The sequence below is a fragment of the Lactobacillus ultunensis DSM 16047 genome, assembly GCF_001436305.1.
Lineage (GTDB): Bacteria > Bacillota > Bacilli > Lactobacillales > Lactobacillaceae > Lactobacillus > Lactobacillus ultunensis.
On the sequence record NZ_AZFO01000005.1, the window covers coordinates 1 to 18415 of the forward strand.

20 protein-coding genes are annotated in these 18415 nt (G+C 35.7%); 13 read left to right on the forward strand and 7 right to left on the reverse strand.

Annotated elements, in window-relative coordinates:
* The coding region (locus FC57_RS02320) for a UDP-N-acetylglucosamine 2-epimerase (protein ID WP_201781913.1) at nt 1–221 on the forward strand (221 nt) is incomplete at its 5' end.
* An 18-nt stretch (nt 222–239) separates the two neighbouring features.
* On the opposite strand, the gene FC57_RS02325 is transcribed toward FC57_RS02320, so the two are convergent.
* Both FC57_RS02325 and FC57_RS02330 read right to left on the reverse strand, forming a co-directional pair.
* A complete protein-coding gene (locus FC57_RS02325; protein ID WP_007125188.1) occupies nt 240–764 on the reverse strand; it encodes a GtrA family protein in 525 nt (174 codons plus the stop codon).
* Entirely contained in the window at nt 757–1203 is a 447-nt protein-coding gene (locus FC57_RS02330) for a flavodoxin domain-containing protein (protein WP_007125189.1), read from the reverse strand. The genes FC57_RS02325 and FC57_RS02330 overlap by 8 nt, the downstream gene beginning before the upstream one ends.
* 144 nt (nt 1204–1347) lie before the next feature.
* Between FC57_RS02330 and map the strand changes: the two genes are divergently transcribed.
* From map to FC57_RS02360, 6 genes are all read left to right on the forward strand, one after another.
* The gene (gene map / locus FC57_RS02335; protein WP_007125190.1) at nt 1348–2175 is read left to right on the forward strand and encodes a type I methionyl aminopeptidase; all 828 of its coding nucleotides are present in this window, start codon (nt 1348–1350) and stop codon (nt 2173–2175) included.
* An 8-nt stretch (nt 2176–2183) separates the two neighbouring features.
* On the forward strand, nt 2184–3107 hold the full coding sequence (locus tag FC57_RS02340; protein ID WP_007125191.1) for a YihY/virulence factor BrkB family protein: 924 nt from the start codon (nt 2184–2186) through the stop codon (nt 3105–3107).
* A 56-nt stretch (nt 3108–3163) separates the two neighbouring features.
* Nucleotides 3164–4063, forward strand: a complete 900-nt coding sequence (gene galU / locus FC57_RS02345; protein ID WP_007125192.1) for a UTP--glucose-1-phosphate uridylyltransferase GalU — start codon at nt 3164–3166, stop codon at nt 4061–4063.
* A gap of 112 nt (nt 4064–4175) precedes the next feature.
* The gene (locus FC57_RS02350) at nt 4176–5336 is read left to right on the forward strand and encodes a thiolase family protein (protein WP_040529346.1); all 1161 of its coding nucleotides are present in this window, start codon (nt 4176–4178) and stop codon (nt 5334–5336) included.
* The gene (locus FC57_RS02355; RefSeq protein ID WP_007125194.1) at nt 5336–6547 is read left to right on the forward strand and encodes a hydroxymethylglutaryl-CoA reductase, degradative; all 1212 of its coding nucleotides are present in this window, start codon (nt 5336–5338) and stop codon (nt 6545–6547) included. Before FC57_RS02350 ends, FC57_RS02355 begins: the two co-directional genes overlap by 1 nt.
* Entirely contained in the window at nt 6547–7710 is a 1164-nt protein-coding gene (locus FC57_RS02360) for a hydroxymethylglutaryl-CoA synthase (protein WP_007125195.1), read from the forward strand. Before FC57_RS02355 ends, FC57_RS02360 begins: the two co-directional genes overlap by 1 nt.
* Nucleotides 7711–7744: 34 nt before the next feature.
* Here FC57_RS02360 and FC57_RS02365 read toward each other — a convergent pair whose 3' ends face one another.
* Nucleotides 7745–8029 carry a hypothetical protein gene (locus FC57_RS02365; RefSeq protein WP_007125196.1) on the reverse strand — a complete coding sequence of 95 codons (285 nt, stop codon included), beginning with the start codon at nt 8027–8029 and terminating at the stop codon, nt 7745–7747.
* A gap of 82 nt (nt 8030–8111) precedes the next feature.
* On the opposite strand from FC57_RS02365, the gene FC57_RS02370 reads away from it, so the two are divergent.
* Nucleotides 8112–9032 carry an alpha/beta hydrolase gene (locus FC57_RS02370; protein WP_007125197.1) on the forward strand — a complete coding sequence of 307 codons (921 nt, stop codon included), beginning with the start codon at nt 8112–8114 and terminating at the stop codon, nt 9030–9032.
* A 433-nt stretch (nt 9033–9465) separates the two neighbouring features.
* Here the strand turns inward: FC57_RS02370 and rlmD are convergent, their stop codons facing one another.
* On the reverse strand, nt 9466–10848 hold the full coding sequence (gene rlmD / locus FC57_RS02375; protein WP_007125199.1) for a 23S rRNA (uracil(1939)-C(5))-methyltransferase RlmD: 1383 nt from the start codon (nt 10846–10848) through the stop codon (nt 9466–9468).
* Nucleotides 10849–10971: 123 nt separating this feature from the next.
* Between rlmD and recX the strand changes: the two genes are divergently transcribed.
* Nucleotides 10972–11784 (forward strand): recombination regulator RecX, encoded by an 813-nt coding sequence (gene recX / locus FC57_RS02380; RefSeq protein WP_007125200.1) that lies wholly within the window; start codon nt 10972–10974, stop codon nt 11782–11784.
* A gap of 9 nt (nt 11785–11793) precedes the next feature.
* Nucleotides 11794–12276 carry a hypothetical protein gene (locus FC57_RS02385; protein ID WP_007125201.1) on the forward strand — a complete coding sequence of 161 codons (483 nt, stop codon included), beginning with the start codon at nt 11794–11796 and terminating at the stop codon, nt 12274–12276.
* A 2-nt stretch (nt 12277–12278) separates the two neighbouring features.
* Here the strand turns inward: FC57_RS02385 and FC57_RS02390 are convergent, their stop codons facing one another.
* Nucleotides 12279–12740, reverse strand: coding sequence for a hypothetical protein (locus FC57_RS02390; RefSeq protein ID WP_007125202.1), 462 nt, complete (start codon nt 12738–12740; stop codon nt 12279–12281).
* Nucleotides 12741–12844: 104 nt separating this feature from the next.
* On the opposite strand from FC57_RS02390, the gene FC57_RS02395 reads away from it, so the two are divergent.
* Complete coding sequence (locus FC57_RS02395) at nt 12845–13708, forward strand: hemolysin family protein (protein ID WP_007125203.1); 864 nt, start codon at nt 12845–12847, stop codon at nt 13706–13708.
* Nucleotides 13708–15279, forward strand: coding sequence for a peptide chain release factor 3 (locus FC57_RS02400; protein WP_007125204.1), 1572 nt, complete (start codon nt 13708–13710; stop codon nt 15277–15279). Before FC57_RS02395 ends, FC57_RS02400 begins: the two co-directional genes overlap by 1 nt.
* Nucleotides 15280–15337: 58 nt before the next feature.
* Here the strand turns inward: FC57_RS02400 and FC57_RS02405 are convergent, their stop codons facing one another.
* Both FC57_RS02405 and FC57_RS02410 read right to left on the reverse strand, forming a co-directional pair.
* Nucleotides 15338–15619, reverse strand: a complete 282-nt coding sequence (locus tag FC57_RS02405; protein ID WP_007125205.1) for a DUF1827 family protein — start codon at nt 15617–15619, stop codon at nt 15338–15340.
* Nucleotides 15620–15791: 172 nt separating this feature from the next.
* Nucleotides 15792–17978 carry an ATP-dependent Clp protease ATP-binding subunit gene (locus tag FC57_RS02410; RefSeq protein ID WP_007125206.1) on the reverse strand — a complete coding sequence of 729 codons (2187 nt, stop codon included), beginning with the start codon at nt 17976–17978 and terminating at the stop codon, nt 15792–15794.
* A gap of 194 nt (nt 17979–18172) precedes the next feature.
* Between FC57_RS02410 and FC57_RS02415 the strand changes: the two genes are divergently transcribed.
* A complete protein-coding gene (locus FC57_RS02415) occupies nt 18173–18355 on the forward strand; it encodes a hypothetical protein (protein WP_187364794.1) in 183 nt (60 codons plus the stop codon).
* The last annotated feature ends 60 nt before the right edge of the window (nt 18356–18415 follow it).

Here is an 18415-nt window from a genome sequence, read left to right on the forward strand (position 1 = left end):
GACCAGAAGGCGTTAAGGCCGGTACTTTAAAGTTGGTTGGTACTCAAGTAGATAAGGTTCATAATGAGATGCTCAAGCTATTAGAAGATAAATCAGCTTACGATAAAATGGCTAATGCCAAGAATCCATATGGTGATGGTCATGCCAGCGATCGTATCATGGATGATATTTATTACTACTTCCATAAAGATGAAGTAGCTAAGCCAAAAGATTTTGAGTAGAAAAAAGAAGCAGCAATTTTATTTGCTGCTTCTTTTGTTCTTCTGTTCTTGAATGCGCATCTTAGCACGTTCAATCATGGTATGTTCTTGTTTTTGAAAGACAGATCTTGTAGTCAGGTAGTTGAAGACACCAACTAAAACTTGGTCGATGATCTTGACGAGCAAGGCGTTCAAGTGAAGCCATGATAAACCTACAAGCATGATTAATGTATCAGGGATTAAGCTGATGACACGATAAGTAAAGAAAACAATTAGTTTATGCCACGTAGAATGATCATGATCTACATTATTAATGAAGACGGCCTTTTGATTGAAATAAAACGAAGCTAAGTTGGACACGATAAAGGCAATTGTGTTGGAAATCACCATTACGCTATGCCACCATGAGTGTAAAATCATAAAAACGATCGTATTGATAAGTGCGGCTACAAAACCAAAGATCATATAGACCCACAGATTACGATGGCGTTTAATGAGCTTTTGACCTAGCTTGTGAATCTGAGCCTGATCAGCAATAGTGGCCTCTTTTTTATTTTTAGTCATTTAATTTATCAGCCATTTCCTTTGCAGCTTGATCAATTAATGCAATTGCATCGTCATCAGGAGCATTTTCGATAGTAACTGGCTTAGTAATTTCTGTGGCGTGACAATCTTTAAATGCTTTTTCATAATCAAAAACATTTTCACAATAATGTTTGCCGTAAGTCTTGTCACCGGAGCCCATTACAGCAAAATACTTACCAGTAAGGTCAAGCCCTTTTAATTCCTCATAGAAGTCTGCAAGTTCATCAGTCATTACACCTTCACCATAGGTATAAGTTATAAAAATGCAAAGATCACTTTCTAAATAATCACTAGCATCGGTAAAGCCAACGTCGCTTGTTTCAACGTCGAAACCATAATCTTGAAGATCTTCTTCTAAAATATCTGCCATGTCTTCATCATTACCAGTCATGCTGGCATAGACAATTCTTGCTTTCATGATTTTTCATACCTTTCAATGCATTGTACGACACCTTATTATACATGAAAACCCGGAGAATTTTGTTTCGTTTTGATAAACTTTTAAAAATATTCGTTAAAACGTTATAATGATAAGGAATACATTTTAAAAGGAGAAAAAATTTTGATTACAATTAAATCAATTCGTGAACTTAAAGGTATGCAAGCTTCAGGCCACCTTTTAGCTACTATGTTTGAAGGCTTGCGTGACGTTATTAAGCCAGGAATTTCAACCTGGGAAATTGAAGAGTTTTGTCAAAAATTTGTTAAGAGTCGTGGTGGACGTCTTTCAGAACAAGGTTTTGAAGGTTATAAATATGGTACTTGTATTTCAGTTAATGATGAAATTGCTCACCAAACTCCAAGAAAGGATCGTATTTTAAAGGAAGGCGACATTGTTAAGGTTGATGTTACCTGCAATTTGAACGGTTATGAATCAGATTCATGTACTACTTTCCCAGTTGGCAAAATTTCAGATGCTGATAAAAAGCTAATAGAAGTAACTAAGAAAGCTATGTATCTGGGTATTGATCAAGCTGTTTTAGGTAACCGTATTGGTGATATTGGTGCTGCTATTCAACATTGGGTAGAAGATGAGAACCATTATGGTGATGTTCGTGAATTAATTGGTCACGGTATTCAACCATCAATTCATGAAGATCCAGAAGTTCCACACTGGGGTAAAGCTGGTCACGGCATTCGCTTACGTGAAGGAATGACCATTACTTGTGAACCAATGGTTGAAGCTGGTGGCGATTGGCACATTGACCAAAGAACTGTAGATGATCCAAATGATGATTGGGTATACTATGCAACTCCAGATGGCTCAAATGCTGCTCAATTTGAACACACCTTTGCTATTACCAAGGATGGTCCTAAGATTTTGACTTTACAACATCCTTATGATGGTTTAGAAAAGTATATCCCTCATTTTGATGAGATGGATGACTAGGTTTTTTAATGAACAAAAAGAGTCGACTCGATTCCAAATTTGGTAAGTTTATTCTTACTTTGCGTACAACTCTGTCTCAGGGTGAAATATTTGATAGTTCGATTGTAATTGCCTATTATATTTTATTTTCGATTTTTCCGATCATCATTATTATCGGAAATGTTTTACCCTTGTTTCATATTGATACGGCACCGATTGCGAAGTATTTAAACGTCGTTTTTCCGGATCAAGTGTCAGAGTTTATTATGCCGATTGTTAATTCGTTACTTAAGACAACTTCAACAGGATATATGTCGTTCGGTATTATCTTAGCCGTGTGGTCATTTTCTAATTTAGTTAATGCTATTCGTTTAGGTGAAAATCGGCTTTATGGCGTACACCAAGTTGAATTAAAACTTTCAATTGTTAATTTTATTTGGACACGAATGATCACTATTGCTTTTACGGCTTTAATGATTATCATTTTTACGGCTGTCAGTATTGTGTTAGTTTTTGGTCAACAGTTGCTTAATGTACTGCAACCGATTTTTCATTTACCGGTGAATGAAATTAATAAGATATTTAGCTACCGCTATCCTGTGGTTATATTAGTTATGGTTTTAGCGGTATCATATTTGAACTATGTTTTGCCCAACATTAAATTAAAAAAGCGCGTAATTTGGCCAGGTGTAATTACTACAGTAATTGGTTGGTTAGGACTTTCATTTTTATTTAGTTTTTACTTACATAATTTTCCGATTACATGGGAAAATTATGGTATTGTAGGTACCTTTATTATTTTTATGTTGTGGCTAAATATAGCAGCTGTTTTGTTTTTAGTTGGGGTTGCTGTCAATGCAGCGATTATTCATAATCGTGTAGGAGAATTAGAATATTCGGCTGGTAGGATTGCAAGTTATATTCAAGATAAAAGACGAAAACAAAGTAGCTGATAATTTAGAAATTTGCTATGATTATTTTATAAATTTGATATGGAAAGTGTGTTTATATGAAAGTAAGAAAAGCTGTTATTCCAGCAGCCGGCTTGGGTACTAGATTCTTACCCGCTACTAAAGCTTTACCTAAAGAAATGTTGCCAATTGTTGATAAGCCAACAATTCAATTTATTGTAGAAGAAGCTAAGAAGTCTGGCATCGAAGATATTTTGATCGTAATTGGTAAAAATAAGCGTCCAATTGAAGATCACTTTGATTCTAATCCTGAATTGGAACAAGATCTAAAAGAAAAGGGTAAGAATGACCTTTTGAAATTAACTCAAAGTATTACTCACCTGGGCGTCAATTTGTATTACACTAGACAACCACACCCAGCTGGTTTAGGGGATGCAATTTTCCGTGCCCGTAGCTTCGTTGGTGATGAACCATTTGTAGTTATGTTGGGCGATGATTTAATGGATGATAAGGTTCCATTAACTAAGCAATTGATTGAGCGTTATAACAAGACTCATGCTTCAACAATTGCCGTAATGCAAGTACCTCATAAAGAAGTTTCTAAGTACGGTGTCATTGAACCAGAGAATGAAATCATGCCTGGTTTAATCAATGTTAAGTCATTTGTGGAAAAGCCAGATATTGATAAGGCTCCAAGTGATTATGCAATTATTGGCCGTTACTTGCTTACGCCAGAAATTTTTGATATTTTAGCTCATCAAAAACCAGGTCGTGGTGGTGAAATTCAATTGACTGATGCCATTGATACAATGAACAAAACTCAAAGGGTTTTTGCTCATGTGTTCAAGGGTGAACGTCATGATGTTGGTAACAAGGAAGGTTATCTTGAAACTTCAATTGAATATGGTTTAAAGCACCCTGAAATCAAGGAACAGCTTCGTGCATATATTCAACGTTTAGATAAAAAGTTTGAAGCTGAAGATAAAGCTAAAAAATAAATTCTTAATTAATATTGTAGAAGGCTACGTATTTTGCGTAGTCTTTTTACGTATTCTTAATAATTTTTTGCTATTATTTTGTTTGTTACAATTACAAAATGGAGAGAATTTAATGAAAGATATTTATATTGTTGCTGCTAAAAGAACGCCTTTTGGAAAGTATCGTGGCTTTTTTAAAGATGTTTTTGCAGTTGATTTGGGAGTAATAGCATTAAAAGGTACTTTGAAGACTGGTGGAATTAATCCAAAAGACATCCAAGCTTTATTTATGGGTAATGTTTTATCTACTGGTCTAGGTGAAAATATGGCTAGACAGGTTGCACTTCATTCAGGAATGAAGCAAGAATCTGTGGCAGTTACTATCAATGAAGTATGTGGCTCTAGTTTGAAAGCCGTTCGTTTGGCTCAAGGTCAAATGGAAATGGGAGATCTTGACTTAGTTGCAGTGGGTGGTAGTGAAAATATGACTCGTGCACCTTATTTTGTTAAAAAAGAGAATAAGGATCACCCAGTTGATAGTATGGTCAGCACAATGATTAATGACGGCTTAATGGATGCTTTTTCTAACAAATATATGGGTATTACGGCGGAAAATGTTGCCGAGAAATATCATGTTTCGCGTAAAGATATGGATGAATTTAGTTTGCGCTCACATCGCTTAGCTACTAAGGCAACGAAATCAGGTTTCTTTGATAATGAGATATTAAAAGTGGAAATTGATGGTCAAACTCTAGATCATGATGAATCGATTCGACCAGATACTACACTTGAAGCTTTAAGTGACTTAAAGCCAGTTTTCAAGAAAGATGGTCAGGTTACAGCTGGCAATTCCTCGACATTGAATGATGGTGCTAGCATGTTGGTCTTAGCTACTAAAGAGAAAATGGAAGAATTGCACTTAACGCCAATTGCTAAATTAGGTCAATTTGCGGAAGCCGGCTTTGATCCAGCTTACATGGGTTATACGCCATATTTTGCAGTCAAAAAGTTGCTAGCTAAAACTGGGCGAACAATTAACGACTATGATGTTATTGAATTAAATGAAGCCTTTGCAGCTCAAAGCGTTGCAGTTGCACGTGATTTGCACGTTCCAATGGATAAGCTTAATATCATGGGCGGAGCTATTGCATTAGGTCATCCCCTAGGAGCAACTGGCACACGTCTAGTCGCTTCAGCAATTAGTGGTTTAAAGAATAGAAATGGCAAACGAGCTTTGGTTACCTTGTGTATTGGTGGCGGTCAAGCCGTTGCTTATGAAATAGAGAATGCATAATGAAATTTTATCGATTAACGCCCGAGCAGCGAAGACAAATTTTAATAACTGAAGGAATTAAGTTAGAAGATATTGATCAACACATTCTTGAGCGTTTAGACAAGCTAAGTGAAAATGTCGTTGGACAACTCCGGCTTCCATTAGGCGTAGTTCAAAATCTGTGTGTTAATGGAAAAAAATATTGGGTCCCGATGGCAGTGGAAGAACCATCTGTAGTTGCTGCTGCTAACCACGGAGCTAATATTTTTGCCAAAAATGGCGGAGTACAAAGTAATAGTAAGCGCCAAGGAATCTATGGCCAAATTGTGTTAAAGGTTGATGAATATTTTTCTTTAGTTGATCTTGAAAAAGAATTTCCTGAACTTATCGATGATGCAAATCAAAAATTTGCTAGTTTAATTAGACATGGTGGCGGTACTCGAAAAATCACAGCTAATCAAAAAGATGACCTGGTTTACCTTAAGGTACTAGTTGATCCAGCTGAAGCAATGGGTGCCAATAAAACCAATTCAATTTTGGAATTTTTAGGTGCAAAATTAGAAAATTTTGCTGGTGTTGAAGAAAAACTTTTTGCCATTTTGTCTAACTATCCTAGTCAATTAACTACAGCTAGAGTTGAGCTTGATCCTAAAACGGTTGGCGGTCAAAAAGTGGCAAAACGAGTAGCTTTATTAAGCAAAATTGGTTGGGATAATCCTTATCGTGCGGTAACTAACAATAAGGGCATTATGAATGGTGTAGATGCTGTACTTTTAGCAACCGGTAATGATTATCGTGCAATTGAGAGTGCTACAGCTGTTCTGGCAAGTCAGGATGGACAGTACCGTAGTTTGTCTAAGTGGACAATGAAAGATAATAAATTAATCGGTACTCTAACTTTGCCAATGGCGATTGGAGTAGTAGGCGGTTCAATTAAAGCGCGTCACGATGTGCAGCAAAGCTTTTCTATTCTTGGAAATAAAATTACCAGTAAGGATTTGTCGGAAATTATCGTTAGCACTGGTTTAGCCAATAATTTAGCTGCACTATTGGCAATTTCAACTGTGGGTATTCAAGCGGGGCACATGAAACTACAAGCTCGAAATGTAGTTGCGGAACTTGATGCAAACGATAAGGAAAAACAGTTAGTTTTAGATAAAATGGTAACAGAGAAGAATTACTCTGAAAGTCATGCACAAGAACTTTTACAGAAATTAAGAGAGGAAAAATAATGCAGGTAGGTATTGATAAAATCGGTCTTTTTACGCCAAATAAGTATGTTGATATGGTTGATTTAGCTCATGCTAGAAATCAAGATCCCAATAAGTTTTTAATTGGAATTGGTCAGAGTGAAATGAGTGTAGCTGATCAAACTCAAGATGCCGTTTCAATGGGAATTAATGCGACAATGAAATACATTGATCGTATTGATAAAGATAAGGTTGGTTTACTTGTTTTTGGTACTGAAAGTGGAATTGATCAATCCAAGTCTGCTTCATTATTTGTTAAGACTGCATTGAAATTAAAGCCAGAAGTGCGAACTTTTGAAGTTAAGGAAGCATGTTTTGGTTTAACTGCAGCTTTAATGATTGCTCGTGACTTTGTCAGAGTGCATCCCCACCAAACTGCTATTGTAATTGGTAGTGATATTGCTCGTTACGGAATAAATACACCAGGAGAAGTCACACAGGGCGCTGGTAGCATTAGTATGTTGATTAAGACGGATCCAAGTATTTTAGCGTTAAATGATGGTCACAGTGCTTATAGTGAGGATATTAATGATTTCTGGCGGCCTAACGATTCACGCGTGGCAATGGTTGATGGCAAATATTCTACTCAGGTATATTTGGATTTCTTTACAAAGACTTTTAATGATTATAAGAAAGAAAAAAATCTAGCCACTAAAGACTTCGATGCACTAATTTACCATTTGCCGTTTACTAAGATGGGACTTAAAGCAAATAGAATTGCGGTTGAAGATCAAGACGAAAAGACAACGGAAAAACTGCAAAACAGTTTTGAGGCATCTAAGCAATTATCTCGCCATGTTGGTAATATTTATACAGCATCTTTATATATGAGTCTGCTTAGTTTATTAGAAAAAGGCAATTTGCCTGCTGGTTCGTTAGTTGGTTTGTTTTCATATGGTTCTGGCGCAATGGGTGAATTTTATAGTGGCAATTTAGTTCCAGGATATGAAAAGGAAATTAATCCAGTTGCTGATCAAGCAATGTTAGATCGTCGCCAAAAATTGACTATTGCAGAATATGAAGATGTCTTTAACACTGCTCTAAAGGATCCAGTAGATGGTAAGGAATTGACTAGTGATGATGCAGCCGGAACTTGGTATTTTGCTGGAACTCAAGGTCATATCCGGCAATACAAACAAAAGTAAAAAAATAATCATGGTCGTTAGATCATGATTATTTTTATTTCAGAACAGCTTGTCCTGTTTCTTCCCTAATTTGTAGGCCGAAAATGGGATATTCCTGATCATTGACTACAGCTAAAAGAGGGATGCCACGACCATGTATTCTGCCTACTAATTTAATTAGTCTAATTTTGGTTAATGGCTTTTTTCCTGGATAAAGCAAGCATTTATCGCCTGCTAAAGTAAGTTTGCTCCAAGGCAATAGTTGATTATCAATCTGTAAGTAAAAAGCAGTATTTATATTTAAATCATCAATTAATTGAAGTAAATCTGTTAAACGCATTTTTTAGTACAATAAAGTTAAAATAAGATTATCAATTAAATTATAAGATAAATACTACTAAAATAATTCGGAAGTGCTCATCATGAAGAAAAAATTATTATTGTCATCTATAGCTGTAGCAGGCCTTGGCTTACTTGCAGCTGGAGAATACTTTTTTAAATATGCTATGACACCTTACAATAAAGAGCCTGATTCTAAAAAGTTATCAGGTAAGGATCCCCTTTATCGAGATAAAGTTTGGTTTAAGGATTTTCCAAAGGAAAAATGGACTATTAAGTCAGATAAAGGACTTAACTTGTTTGCTCAATATTTGAATCATCATTCTGATAAAACGGCTATTTTGCTTCATGGTTTTATGAGTGATGGTGATAGCATGGGTGGTTTTGCTAAAATGTTTTATGACTTGGGCTTTAACATTCTGTTGCCAGATGCTCGTGCTCAAGGAAGAAGCGAAGGCAAATACATTGGTTATGGTTGGGTTGAAAAAGAAGATATTCTAGCTTGGATTAATCAAGTAATTATCAAGGTAGGGTCTAACAGTAAAATCGTCATCATGGGACAGAGTATGGGCGGTGCCACTGCAATGATGGTTAGTGGATTAGATTTGCCAGTTCAGGTTAAAGCATTTATTGAAGATTGTGGCTATTCGAGCGTGAAAGAAGAAATTGAATATCAGGCAGGAAATTTATTTAATCTGCGTGCTTTTCCTCGAATTCCTGTAATTGAGACAGTAAGCTGTATTAATAAGCTCAGAAATGGCTTTTTCCTGGGACATGCATCTGCGGTGAAACAATTAAGAAAAAATACTAGACCGTTCTTATTTATCCATGGTGGTAAGGATCATTTTGTACCGACAAAAATGGTTTATCAAAATTATGCAGCAACAAATGCGCCCAAAGAATTATGGATTGCGCCTTTAGCTGGGCATGCTTTATCTTATCCTATGTATAAAACAGAATATCAACAGCGTGTTAGAGCCTTTTTGAAAAAATATAATTGTTAATCATTGCAAGCGGTTACACAAGCGGATATAATTAGAAGTGTGGAAGAGGTAGAAATAAAGTTAACAGATTATAAAACAAACAATAAGTTTTTATCTCCAGAATTGTATTATTATTGGAAACTTGAAAGATTCTCTATATGTAGAGGTGTCAGCCATAAATCATTTAATGATGCTAGATTATTTGATTATCAGTGGCTGTTCGCAAAAACTCCAATTCATTAAAAAGTTACGTTTTATGTAAAGACCCGAACAAGTGAATGTTAATATTGGTTGCGATAGCCATTGTTTATTACATACCAAACAACTGAAAATCGTGACTATCAATTGATGAGCTACCTCATCCACTTGAAATTGCAGCTATTAAGAGACAAGGATTGTCCGATAGCTGCTTTTTTGTATGCAAAAAGTCTAGTCGTTTGACTAGGCTAATTGGTTATTTCCTTAAAATTAACTTAGCAATAGCTTCACAACGTGGAGTTTGAGGTAACATATCAACGTTTTGAATGACACGGACATCATAAGCTTCACTAAGTAAAACTAAATCTTGAGCTAGAGTTGAAGGGTTACATGAGATATAAACGAAAGTTTGAGGTTTAACCCTTAAAATTGTCTTGATCAAGCTCTTTGCTAAACCAGTTCTTGGTGGATCCACAATTAAGGCATCAATAGATACGCCACTATTTTGTAACTCTGGTAAAACTTTTTCTGTACTGCCTTGAATATAATCGGCATTCTTGATGTGATTTAATTCAACGTTGTGTTCTGCATCTTTAACTGCTTCTGGAATAGTCTCAATGCCCACAACATGTTTAACGCGATCAGCTGCGAGAATACCTAAGGTACCTACACCACTATAAGCATCAATTAAGGTTTGATCAGGCGTTAAGTCTAAGTACTTCAAGGCTTCAGAGTACAGGTTAGTAGTTTGAACAGGATTGAGTTGGAAGAAAGCACGTGGGGACAAGGCAAATTTCTTGCCTAAGATTTCTTTAACGATTTGATTCTTACCTAATAGTTTCTCAGTCTTATTGCCCCAAACTTGTGGATTTTGCCATTCAGTTTCATTTTGGTAAACACTGACAACATGATCAAGTTTCATGATTTCCTTAGCTAAAGGAATCAAATTCTTAATCTTATGGTCAATTGTAATTAAAGTAACCTGAATTTCTTTGTTGGCTTCTGATTGGCGAACAACTACGGTTTTAATTCCAGGTAAATGTCTTCTGTAATTGGCAACTGGAACATGTAGTTTTTCAATTAAGACTTTAATTTCACGTTCTGTTTTTTGCGTATCTTCGCTTTGAGTAGGCATCTTAGGAAGGTCAATTAAACGATGTGAATTTGGTGCAAACAGTCCTAATTTGATCTTACCATGTACATTTTCAATTTGGTATTGAGCCTTATTGCGATAGTGCCAAGGGTCTGGAGCAGGAATAGTCTTTTTGACCTTATATTTAGCGTAGCCACGTGGGTGGTATTTCTTAAGAGATTCAAGCATGTTGTTGCGCTTAAATTCAAGTTGCTTGTCATAAGACAAATGAGCTAACTCAAGACCACCAATTTCGGGGTCGACGCCTTCTGGAAAGGCAACACGGTCAGGACTCTTTTCTTTAATCCGAACAAGTTCGCCCTGAAGGTAATGTGGATAGCTTTTTACAATTTTAGCTACAACTACTTCATCTGGGAGAGCACCAGGAATAAAGATGATCTTCTTTTTGTAATAGCCAATGCCTTCACCATTAATGCCTAAACGCTTGATGGTAATGATGACATCTTTTTCACGATGTTGTTTATTCTTAGAAAATTTTCTGTTCATTATCTTATTCTTTCTACTAAAAACTAAATTACATTGCTATTAATTGTACTACCTAAAAAAAGTTCTTAGCAAGCCTTACGAAAATTTGCTAGCATGTATTTTGGAATATTGTGAGGTGAAAAAATGCTGATAACCAAAGTAAGTGCACAACGGCGACCAGGTCGCTATAATATTTTCTTGGATGGTAAATATGCCTTTTCCGCGAGTGAGAAAACTGTAGCTGAATTTGTTCTTTTAAAAGGAAAAGAATTAGATGATGCTCAAGTTGAAAAAATTAAACAATTTGATGCAGATGCTAAAGCAAGTGATCTTGCAGCGCACTTTTTAAGTTATGAACCACGAACTATTTTTGAGGTATTGCAGTATCTTAAAAAACATGAGATTTCAGATGAGGCAGCTAATAGTGCTGTGAGTCAGCTGAATGAATTAGGCTATCTTGATGATCAGCAATATATGAAATTGTTTATTAAGAATAATTTGCGGGTTGGATCAGATGGATCGAAAAGTTTATTGCGTAAATTAACCCAAAAAGGTGTTAATCCTGAGATTAGTCAGGATGAATTAGATGAAGTGGCTGATGAAGAGTGGATTGAAGTTGGGCAAAGAGTTGTTAAATCAATGGTACATCAACTTGGAAAAATCTCGCAACGTGAAATAGAGCGTAAGATGAGAACTAAACTGCTAAGTCATGGCTTTGATAGTGGCATTAGTACAGAAGTTATCGCGTCTTTAGATTTGCAAGAAGATGAAGATACGCAAATGGAAGCTTTGAAAAAGCAGGGCATTAAAGCTTATAAACGTTTTCACCGTTTTGATGAATCTGAACGAAAGTTTAAGATAAAAAAGTATTTATTTAGTCATGGTTTCTCATCTGGTGAAATCGATGCTTTTTTGAATGGCGAAGTAATTGATTTGAGTGAATTAGCTGAATATTAAGGAGAAAAAATGAAGAAAGTTATTGATAAAAAATTATTCGTTGGTCGTCCATTTCCAAGTAGTATGATGAATGCACAAAAGAGTTTTATGGAATCTAATCAACAACTTGAAAATGATGAAGTTTTTCAGAAATTTTTAGCTGATCATGATTTGGAAAACAAACGAACCGCTTTGATTGTTTCTGCACCTGAAAGTTTTATGTACTGGTATGGTGTTTTGTTAGATGATAAGCCGATTGATGTGCCTACAGGTCTAATGAAGTTTGAATTGCCTAAGGCTGAAATAGATGAGGAAGAAGAGGAAAATCAAAATTTAGTTTACTTCAATTTACCTTTAGTTAGCACGGTACCTAACTTTGTAAAAAGGGTTGTGGCAAATGGCGTTAAGGTTTATCAAAATTTAGGTGATAGTGATACGCCTTATATTGTTTGGGATCTTAATTTGGATACAAAAAAACTGACCCAAGATTTCTACGTAAAGGTCAGTGAATAGAATTAATGTTGTTCTGGATCAATCGATAGGTTGTCATATTCTACATAGGCACCTAAGCAAGTTGAAACGAACATAATTAACAAAACAAAGCCGATGGAGCTACCAACAATTTGATCAAGTGTCAATACTGAGCGAACTAGATACGTTGCTGCAAAACACAAGATAAAATCTAAAATAATGTTAGCAAATAATAAATAATAGCGTCGCCTAATGCTGAAGAAACGCAATAGCTGTTTTAGCAAACCATCATTAATTTGGACAGCTAATAAGTCAACAGGGCGTTGAATAGTGGCTTTGACAGCAAACATAATGATTGAACCAACAAGTGCACCGATAATAGTGCGGTAGATTTCTGCTGAGTGCAATACTAATGCATTATAGCCAATTCCAATAATTAGCAGACTACAAATGTATGGGATTAATAGTAAAAATGTAAAAACAAGCAAGACATGGCTTTTTTTCATAAGTCTTACCTCCTCTAGTCTTATGTGCTATTTTAACATAATGAGGCTTGCTCTATGCTATAATAGCTATATTTAGATAACTTTTTAAGAAAGAGAGTAGAAAAATGAGTAGTGATCCGGGAGCGGAAAATCTTTTTGATCGCTTGCGCAATAGGTTATCTGGTGAGAAAAAAGAGGGAACTAAAGATCATTTAGAAAAGGAAATTAATGAGCTGCACGATAATCATAAGATTGATGATGCAGAATTCTCAATGCTTGAGGGAATTTTAGATTTCCAAGGCAAGATGGCTCGTGAAGTAATGGTGCCACGAACAGATGCCTTCATGGTGGATGCAGAAGAAAGTTTTCAAGATAATTTGGATGAGATTTTACGAGAACCATATTCACGCATTCCGGTGTATAAAAAAGATAAAGATAAGATCGTAGGCATTATTCATATTAGAACGGTATTACGAAAAGCTAAACAGAAGGGCTTTGAAAATCTTGATTACCAAGATGTAATGACGGAGCCTTTATTTGCGCCGGAAACTGCAGAATTAGGTGATTTGTTGATGGAAATGCAACAGACTCAGCGTCAATTAGCTATCTTGACCGATGAATATGGTGGTGTTACCGGCTTAGCTACAATTGAAGATTTGATCGAAGAGATTGTCGGGGATATCGATGATGAGGTCGATCATACTGAAATCCTGTATAATCAAATAGCTCCCAATAAATATATTATTTATGGCAAGATGCCCTTAGATGATTTTAACGAACAATTTGGCACTAAATTAGAGATGGAAGATGTCGATACAGTAGCGGGTTATGTCATTAACACTCTAAAGGTGATCCCTGCTAAAGGGGAAAAGCTGACAATAGATATTGGAGATGGCATGAGCTTAACGACTAGAAGAATGAAGGGGTCGCGTTTGCTTACTGTTTTATTATCAAAAGAAACGAAAAAGGAAGAAGATATAAAAGACTAATGGATAAAGAGTTAGCAGATAAAGTTAAAAAGAGAAGAACATTTGCAATTATTTCTCACCCGGATGCAGGTAAGACTACGATTACTGAACAAATGCTTTTATTTGGTGGGGTAATCCGTAAAGCTGGTACTGTTAAAGCGCGTAAGACTGGTAACTATGCTACAAGTGACTGGATGGAAATTGAAAAGAAACGTGGTATTTCAGTTACTAGTTCTGTTATGCAATTTGAATATAAGGGTAAGAGAATTAATATTTTGGATACACCGGGTCACCAAGATTTCTCTGAAGATACTTATCGAACTTTAATGGCAGTAGACGCAGCTGTCATGGTAATTGACTCAGCCAAGGGTATCGAACCTCAAACCAAGAAGTTGTTCAAGGTTGTTAAACAACGTGGTATTCCTATTTTTACCTTTATGAACAAACTTGACCGTGATGGCCGTCCACCTTTGGATTTAATTGCTGAATTGGAAGATCTGTTGGGAATCGAAGGCGTAGCAATGGATTGGCCAATTGGTTCAGGTCAAACTTTAAAAGGCTTGTACGATATTGCTAATAAACGAGTTGAACTTTACCGTGAGAATGATAAGGATCGTTTTTTGCCACTTAACGATGAAGGAACTTTACCGGATAATGAACCACTTAGTCAGGATCCTCAATTTAAAGATACGCTTGATGAAATTGACCTGATAAAAGAAGCTGGTAATAAGTTTGATCGTGAAAAGATTGCAATGGGTGATCAAACTCCTGTCTTCTTTGGTTCTGCTTTGACTAATTTTGGGGTTGAAACCTTCTTGAATAGTTTCGTTGATTTAGCTCCGGCTCCAGAAAGTCATACTGTTAACGGGGATGAAGAATTAAGTCCAGAAGACCCTGAATTTTCAGGTTTTGTTTTCAAAATTCAAGCTAATATGAATCCTCATCACCGTGATCGAATTGCTTTTGTTCGTGTAGGTAGTGGTGAATTTAAAAAGGGCTTAGATGTAATTTTAGCAAGAACAGGAAAGCCAATTCGTTTAAATAATGCAACTGAATTTATGTCTAGTGAACGTGTACAAGTTTCAGATGCTGTTGCTGGTGATATTGTTGGATTGTACGATACAGGTAATTTCCAAATTGGGGACAGTATTTATGCCGGTAAGCGTAAGATTATTTACCCACCACTTCCAGAATTTACCCCTGAACTCTTTATGCGGGTAACTGCTAAGAATGTAATGAAGCAGAAGTCATTCCATAAAGGGATGAACCAATTAGTGCAAGAAGGTGCGATTCAACTTTATCGTAACTATCAAACTGATGAATATATTTTAGGTGCGGTAGGTCAATTGCAATTTGAAGTATTCCAATTCAGAATGAAGAATGAATATAATTCTGAAGTTGAAATGAATAGTATTGGTCATCGTGTTGCACGTTGGATCGATCCTGATCAATTAGATCCACGCATGTCTAATAGTCGGAACCTGTTGGTAAAGGACCGTTATGGTAATCCTTTGTTCTTATTTGAAAATGAATTTGCGGAACGATTCTTCCATGACAAGTATCCAGATGTTAAATTGACTGAAAAATTATAAAAATATAAAAAATCCTAGGAAATCTATTCCTAGGATTTTTTAGTAGCTAAAATTTCTATTACTTGTCAACGTGAATTTCGATTACGTGACGACTCTTATCAACAGTTAATGTATATGAAGAATCATAGTTTTTAATTAAACGATTGATAATAAATTCAACTTCATCTTCACGAACGCGGCGATCGTGATTTTCAAGTGCAATACCGATAGCGTTCTTACTTTCAGTATAAATTACTGACGTATTACCTAATGAGTACACTTTGACATAATTAGCATCGGTAGTATTAAGCTGACTTTGAACCAAATCAGAATAATTATTGGTTACATCAATTAAATGCATGGATTTCACCCGTTTCTCTTAGCTTTTCTATCATACTTTTAGTATACCTCAAATCAAAGTTGAAATATCAATTTTGTGTATAGAACTTTATTTAAATATTTAACAAAAAAGATTCTAAAGTTTAAGCTTCAGAATCTTTTTGCGTATAACTTAAAAACTGTCTAATTAATTATTATTGTTGGTCTTCATCACTAATTACGATTTGACCATCTTTAACATCTGCTTTTAGATTCTTGCTGTCAGTATGATCAAGTTTATAATCAGCAACTTTATCTTCAATTTCTTCTTGAATTGTACGACGAAGTGGACGAGCACCTAAAGCAGGGTTGAAACCATCATTTACTAATTTTTCCTTAGCTGCATCAGTGACATCAATATGAATACCTTGATCCTTAACCATATCATTAGTATTTTTGAGCATTAAGTCAACGATCTTGAGTAAGTCTGGTTTAGTCAATTCATTGAATTCAATAACGTCATCTAGACGGTTTAAGAATTCTGGCTTAAAGAATTGACTCATGTTCTTTCTTGCTGATTCACGTTCTTCATCTTCATTTTCAGCAGCAAAGCCGACACTGGCATTCTTGATGCCTTGACCTGCATTAGAGGTCATGATAATGATTGTGTCTTTGAATGAAACAGTTCTGCCTTGTGAGTCGGTTAGACGACCATCATCCAGAATTTGTAAGAATAGGTTCAAAACATCTGGGTGAGCTTTTTCAATTTCATCAAGCAAGATCAAACTATATGGGTTATGACGAACTTGTTCAGTTAATTGTCCAGCTTCTTCATAACCAACATATCCAGGTGCTGAACCGATTAATTTGGATACAGAGTATTGTTCCATGTATTCAGACATATCGAAACGGATCATGGCATTTTCTGAGCCAAACATTTGCTTGGCAAGTTGTTTAGCAAGTTCAGTTTTACCAACACCAGTTGGACCTACAAAGAGGAATGAACCGATTGGACGTCCAGACTTGTTGAAACCAATTCTGTTACGACGAATAGCACGAGCAACTTTTTCAACTGCTTTATCTTGACCAATAACATGAGCCTTTAAGTCACTAGCTAAGTTTTGCAATTGATTTTCTTCTTGCTTTTGAATGTCGCCAACAGGGATACCGGTCTTTTCTTCAACAATTTTATTCATGATCTTGCTGGTGATGATAGGAGATTTATCAGGGTCAACTTTTTGATCCTTCATCTTTTCGTACTTTTCAATTTGATCACGATAGTAGGCAGCCTTTTCGTAATCTTCGTTCTTTAGGGCTTCTTCCTTTAATTGTTCAGCTGCATCAATTCTTTCCTGCATCTTTTCTTTGTCGATGTAAGGAATGGTTAAATTCATTCTTGAACCAGCTTCATCAAGTAAGTCAATAGCCTTGTCTGGTAAAAATCTGTCTTGAATGTACCGTGCTGAGAGCTTAGCAGCAGCTTCGATTGCATCGTCAGTGTAGTGAACATGGTGATAGTCTTCGTAACGTTTTTGAATACCCTTCAAAATACGGATAGTTTCATCAATTGAAGGTTCTTTTACTTCAACTGGTTGGAATCTTCTTGCTAAAGCGGAATCTTTTTCAATATCACGATATTCTTTAATAGTAGTAGCACCCACTAATTGAAGTTCACCACGAGCAAGAGCTGGCTTAATGATATTGCCTGCATCCATACCGCCTTCAGCGTTACCAGCACCAACAATTTGATGAATTTCATCAATAAAGAGAATAATGTCATCTCTTTGTTGGAGTTCCTTAATCAGTTGTTCCATTCTTTGTTCAAATTGGCCACGAATGCCAGTACCTTGAACGAGTGAAACTACATTTAATGAAATAATCTTTTTATTTTGTAATTTAGCTGGAACAGAACCGTCCACAATTTCTTGTGCGAGTCCTTCAACTACAGCAGTTTTACCAACACCGGCTTCACCAATTAAAACAGGGTTGTTTTTAGTTCTTCTGTTTAAAATTTCGATGACACGAGCAATTTCTTTGTCACGGCCGATAACGGGGTCGATTTTACCTTTTTTAGCAAGTTCGGTTAAATCTGTACCATATTGATCAAGCAGACTCCTACCGCCTTGACCACCATTTCCGCCACCCATTTGCATTCTAGGGTCGATATTTCTATTATTGTTGTTATTTGCGGCATTGTTATTATTTCCGTTTAATGCGTTGAATAAATCATCAAAGTCGCCAAAAAATTCGTTATTATCGTTGTTCATATTTTCTAGATTTCCTTGTTGATTTTTTAATTCTTGATAACAGTGTTGACATAAATCAATTTCACGGCTTTGGCCATTTACCTTAGTGAAAAGGTGAATAGAGGCAGGCCGTTTATGACAATTTTGGCAAAGCAAAAATATTACCGCCTTTCATTTAAACTGTACCAAAATTATATATTTAGCACTCGAAGTAGTCAAGTGCTAAGCACCAAAAACTTATTTTTTGTAAGAGCAGGATAAAATATTAATATTTTAGAAAATTTACTATAAATAGTAGAATAAAAGAGGGAAAAATTATAAAATCTTATCTTAAAAGTGTGGTGATATTTTTGGATTATCAAAAAATTTTGGATCAACTGGTTTCAGGTGAACTTAAAGAGTATAAAGTAGAGCCTAAAGATGCCTTTGATCTTCAAAAAACTATTCGAAATTATGGTAAAAGACAATACATTACCGGTAGGGCTGAAAGAGGCGGTGCTATTGTGTATACCGCGACGAACACTGATGAATAAATAATGTAAACTGTTACATTATTGTTGTCTTAACCGTAAAAACATGATAATCTAGTACTC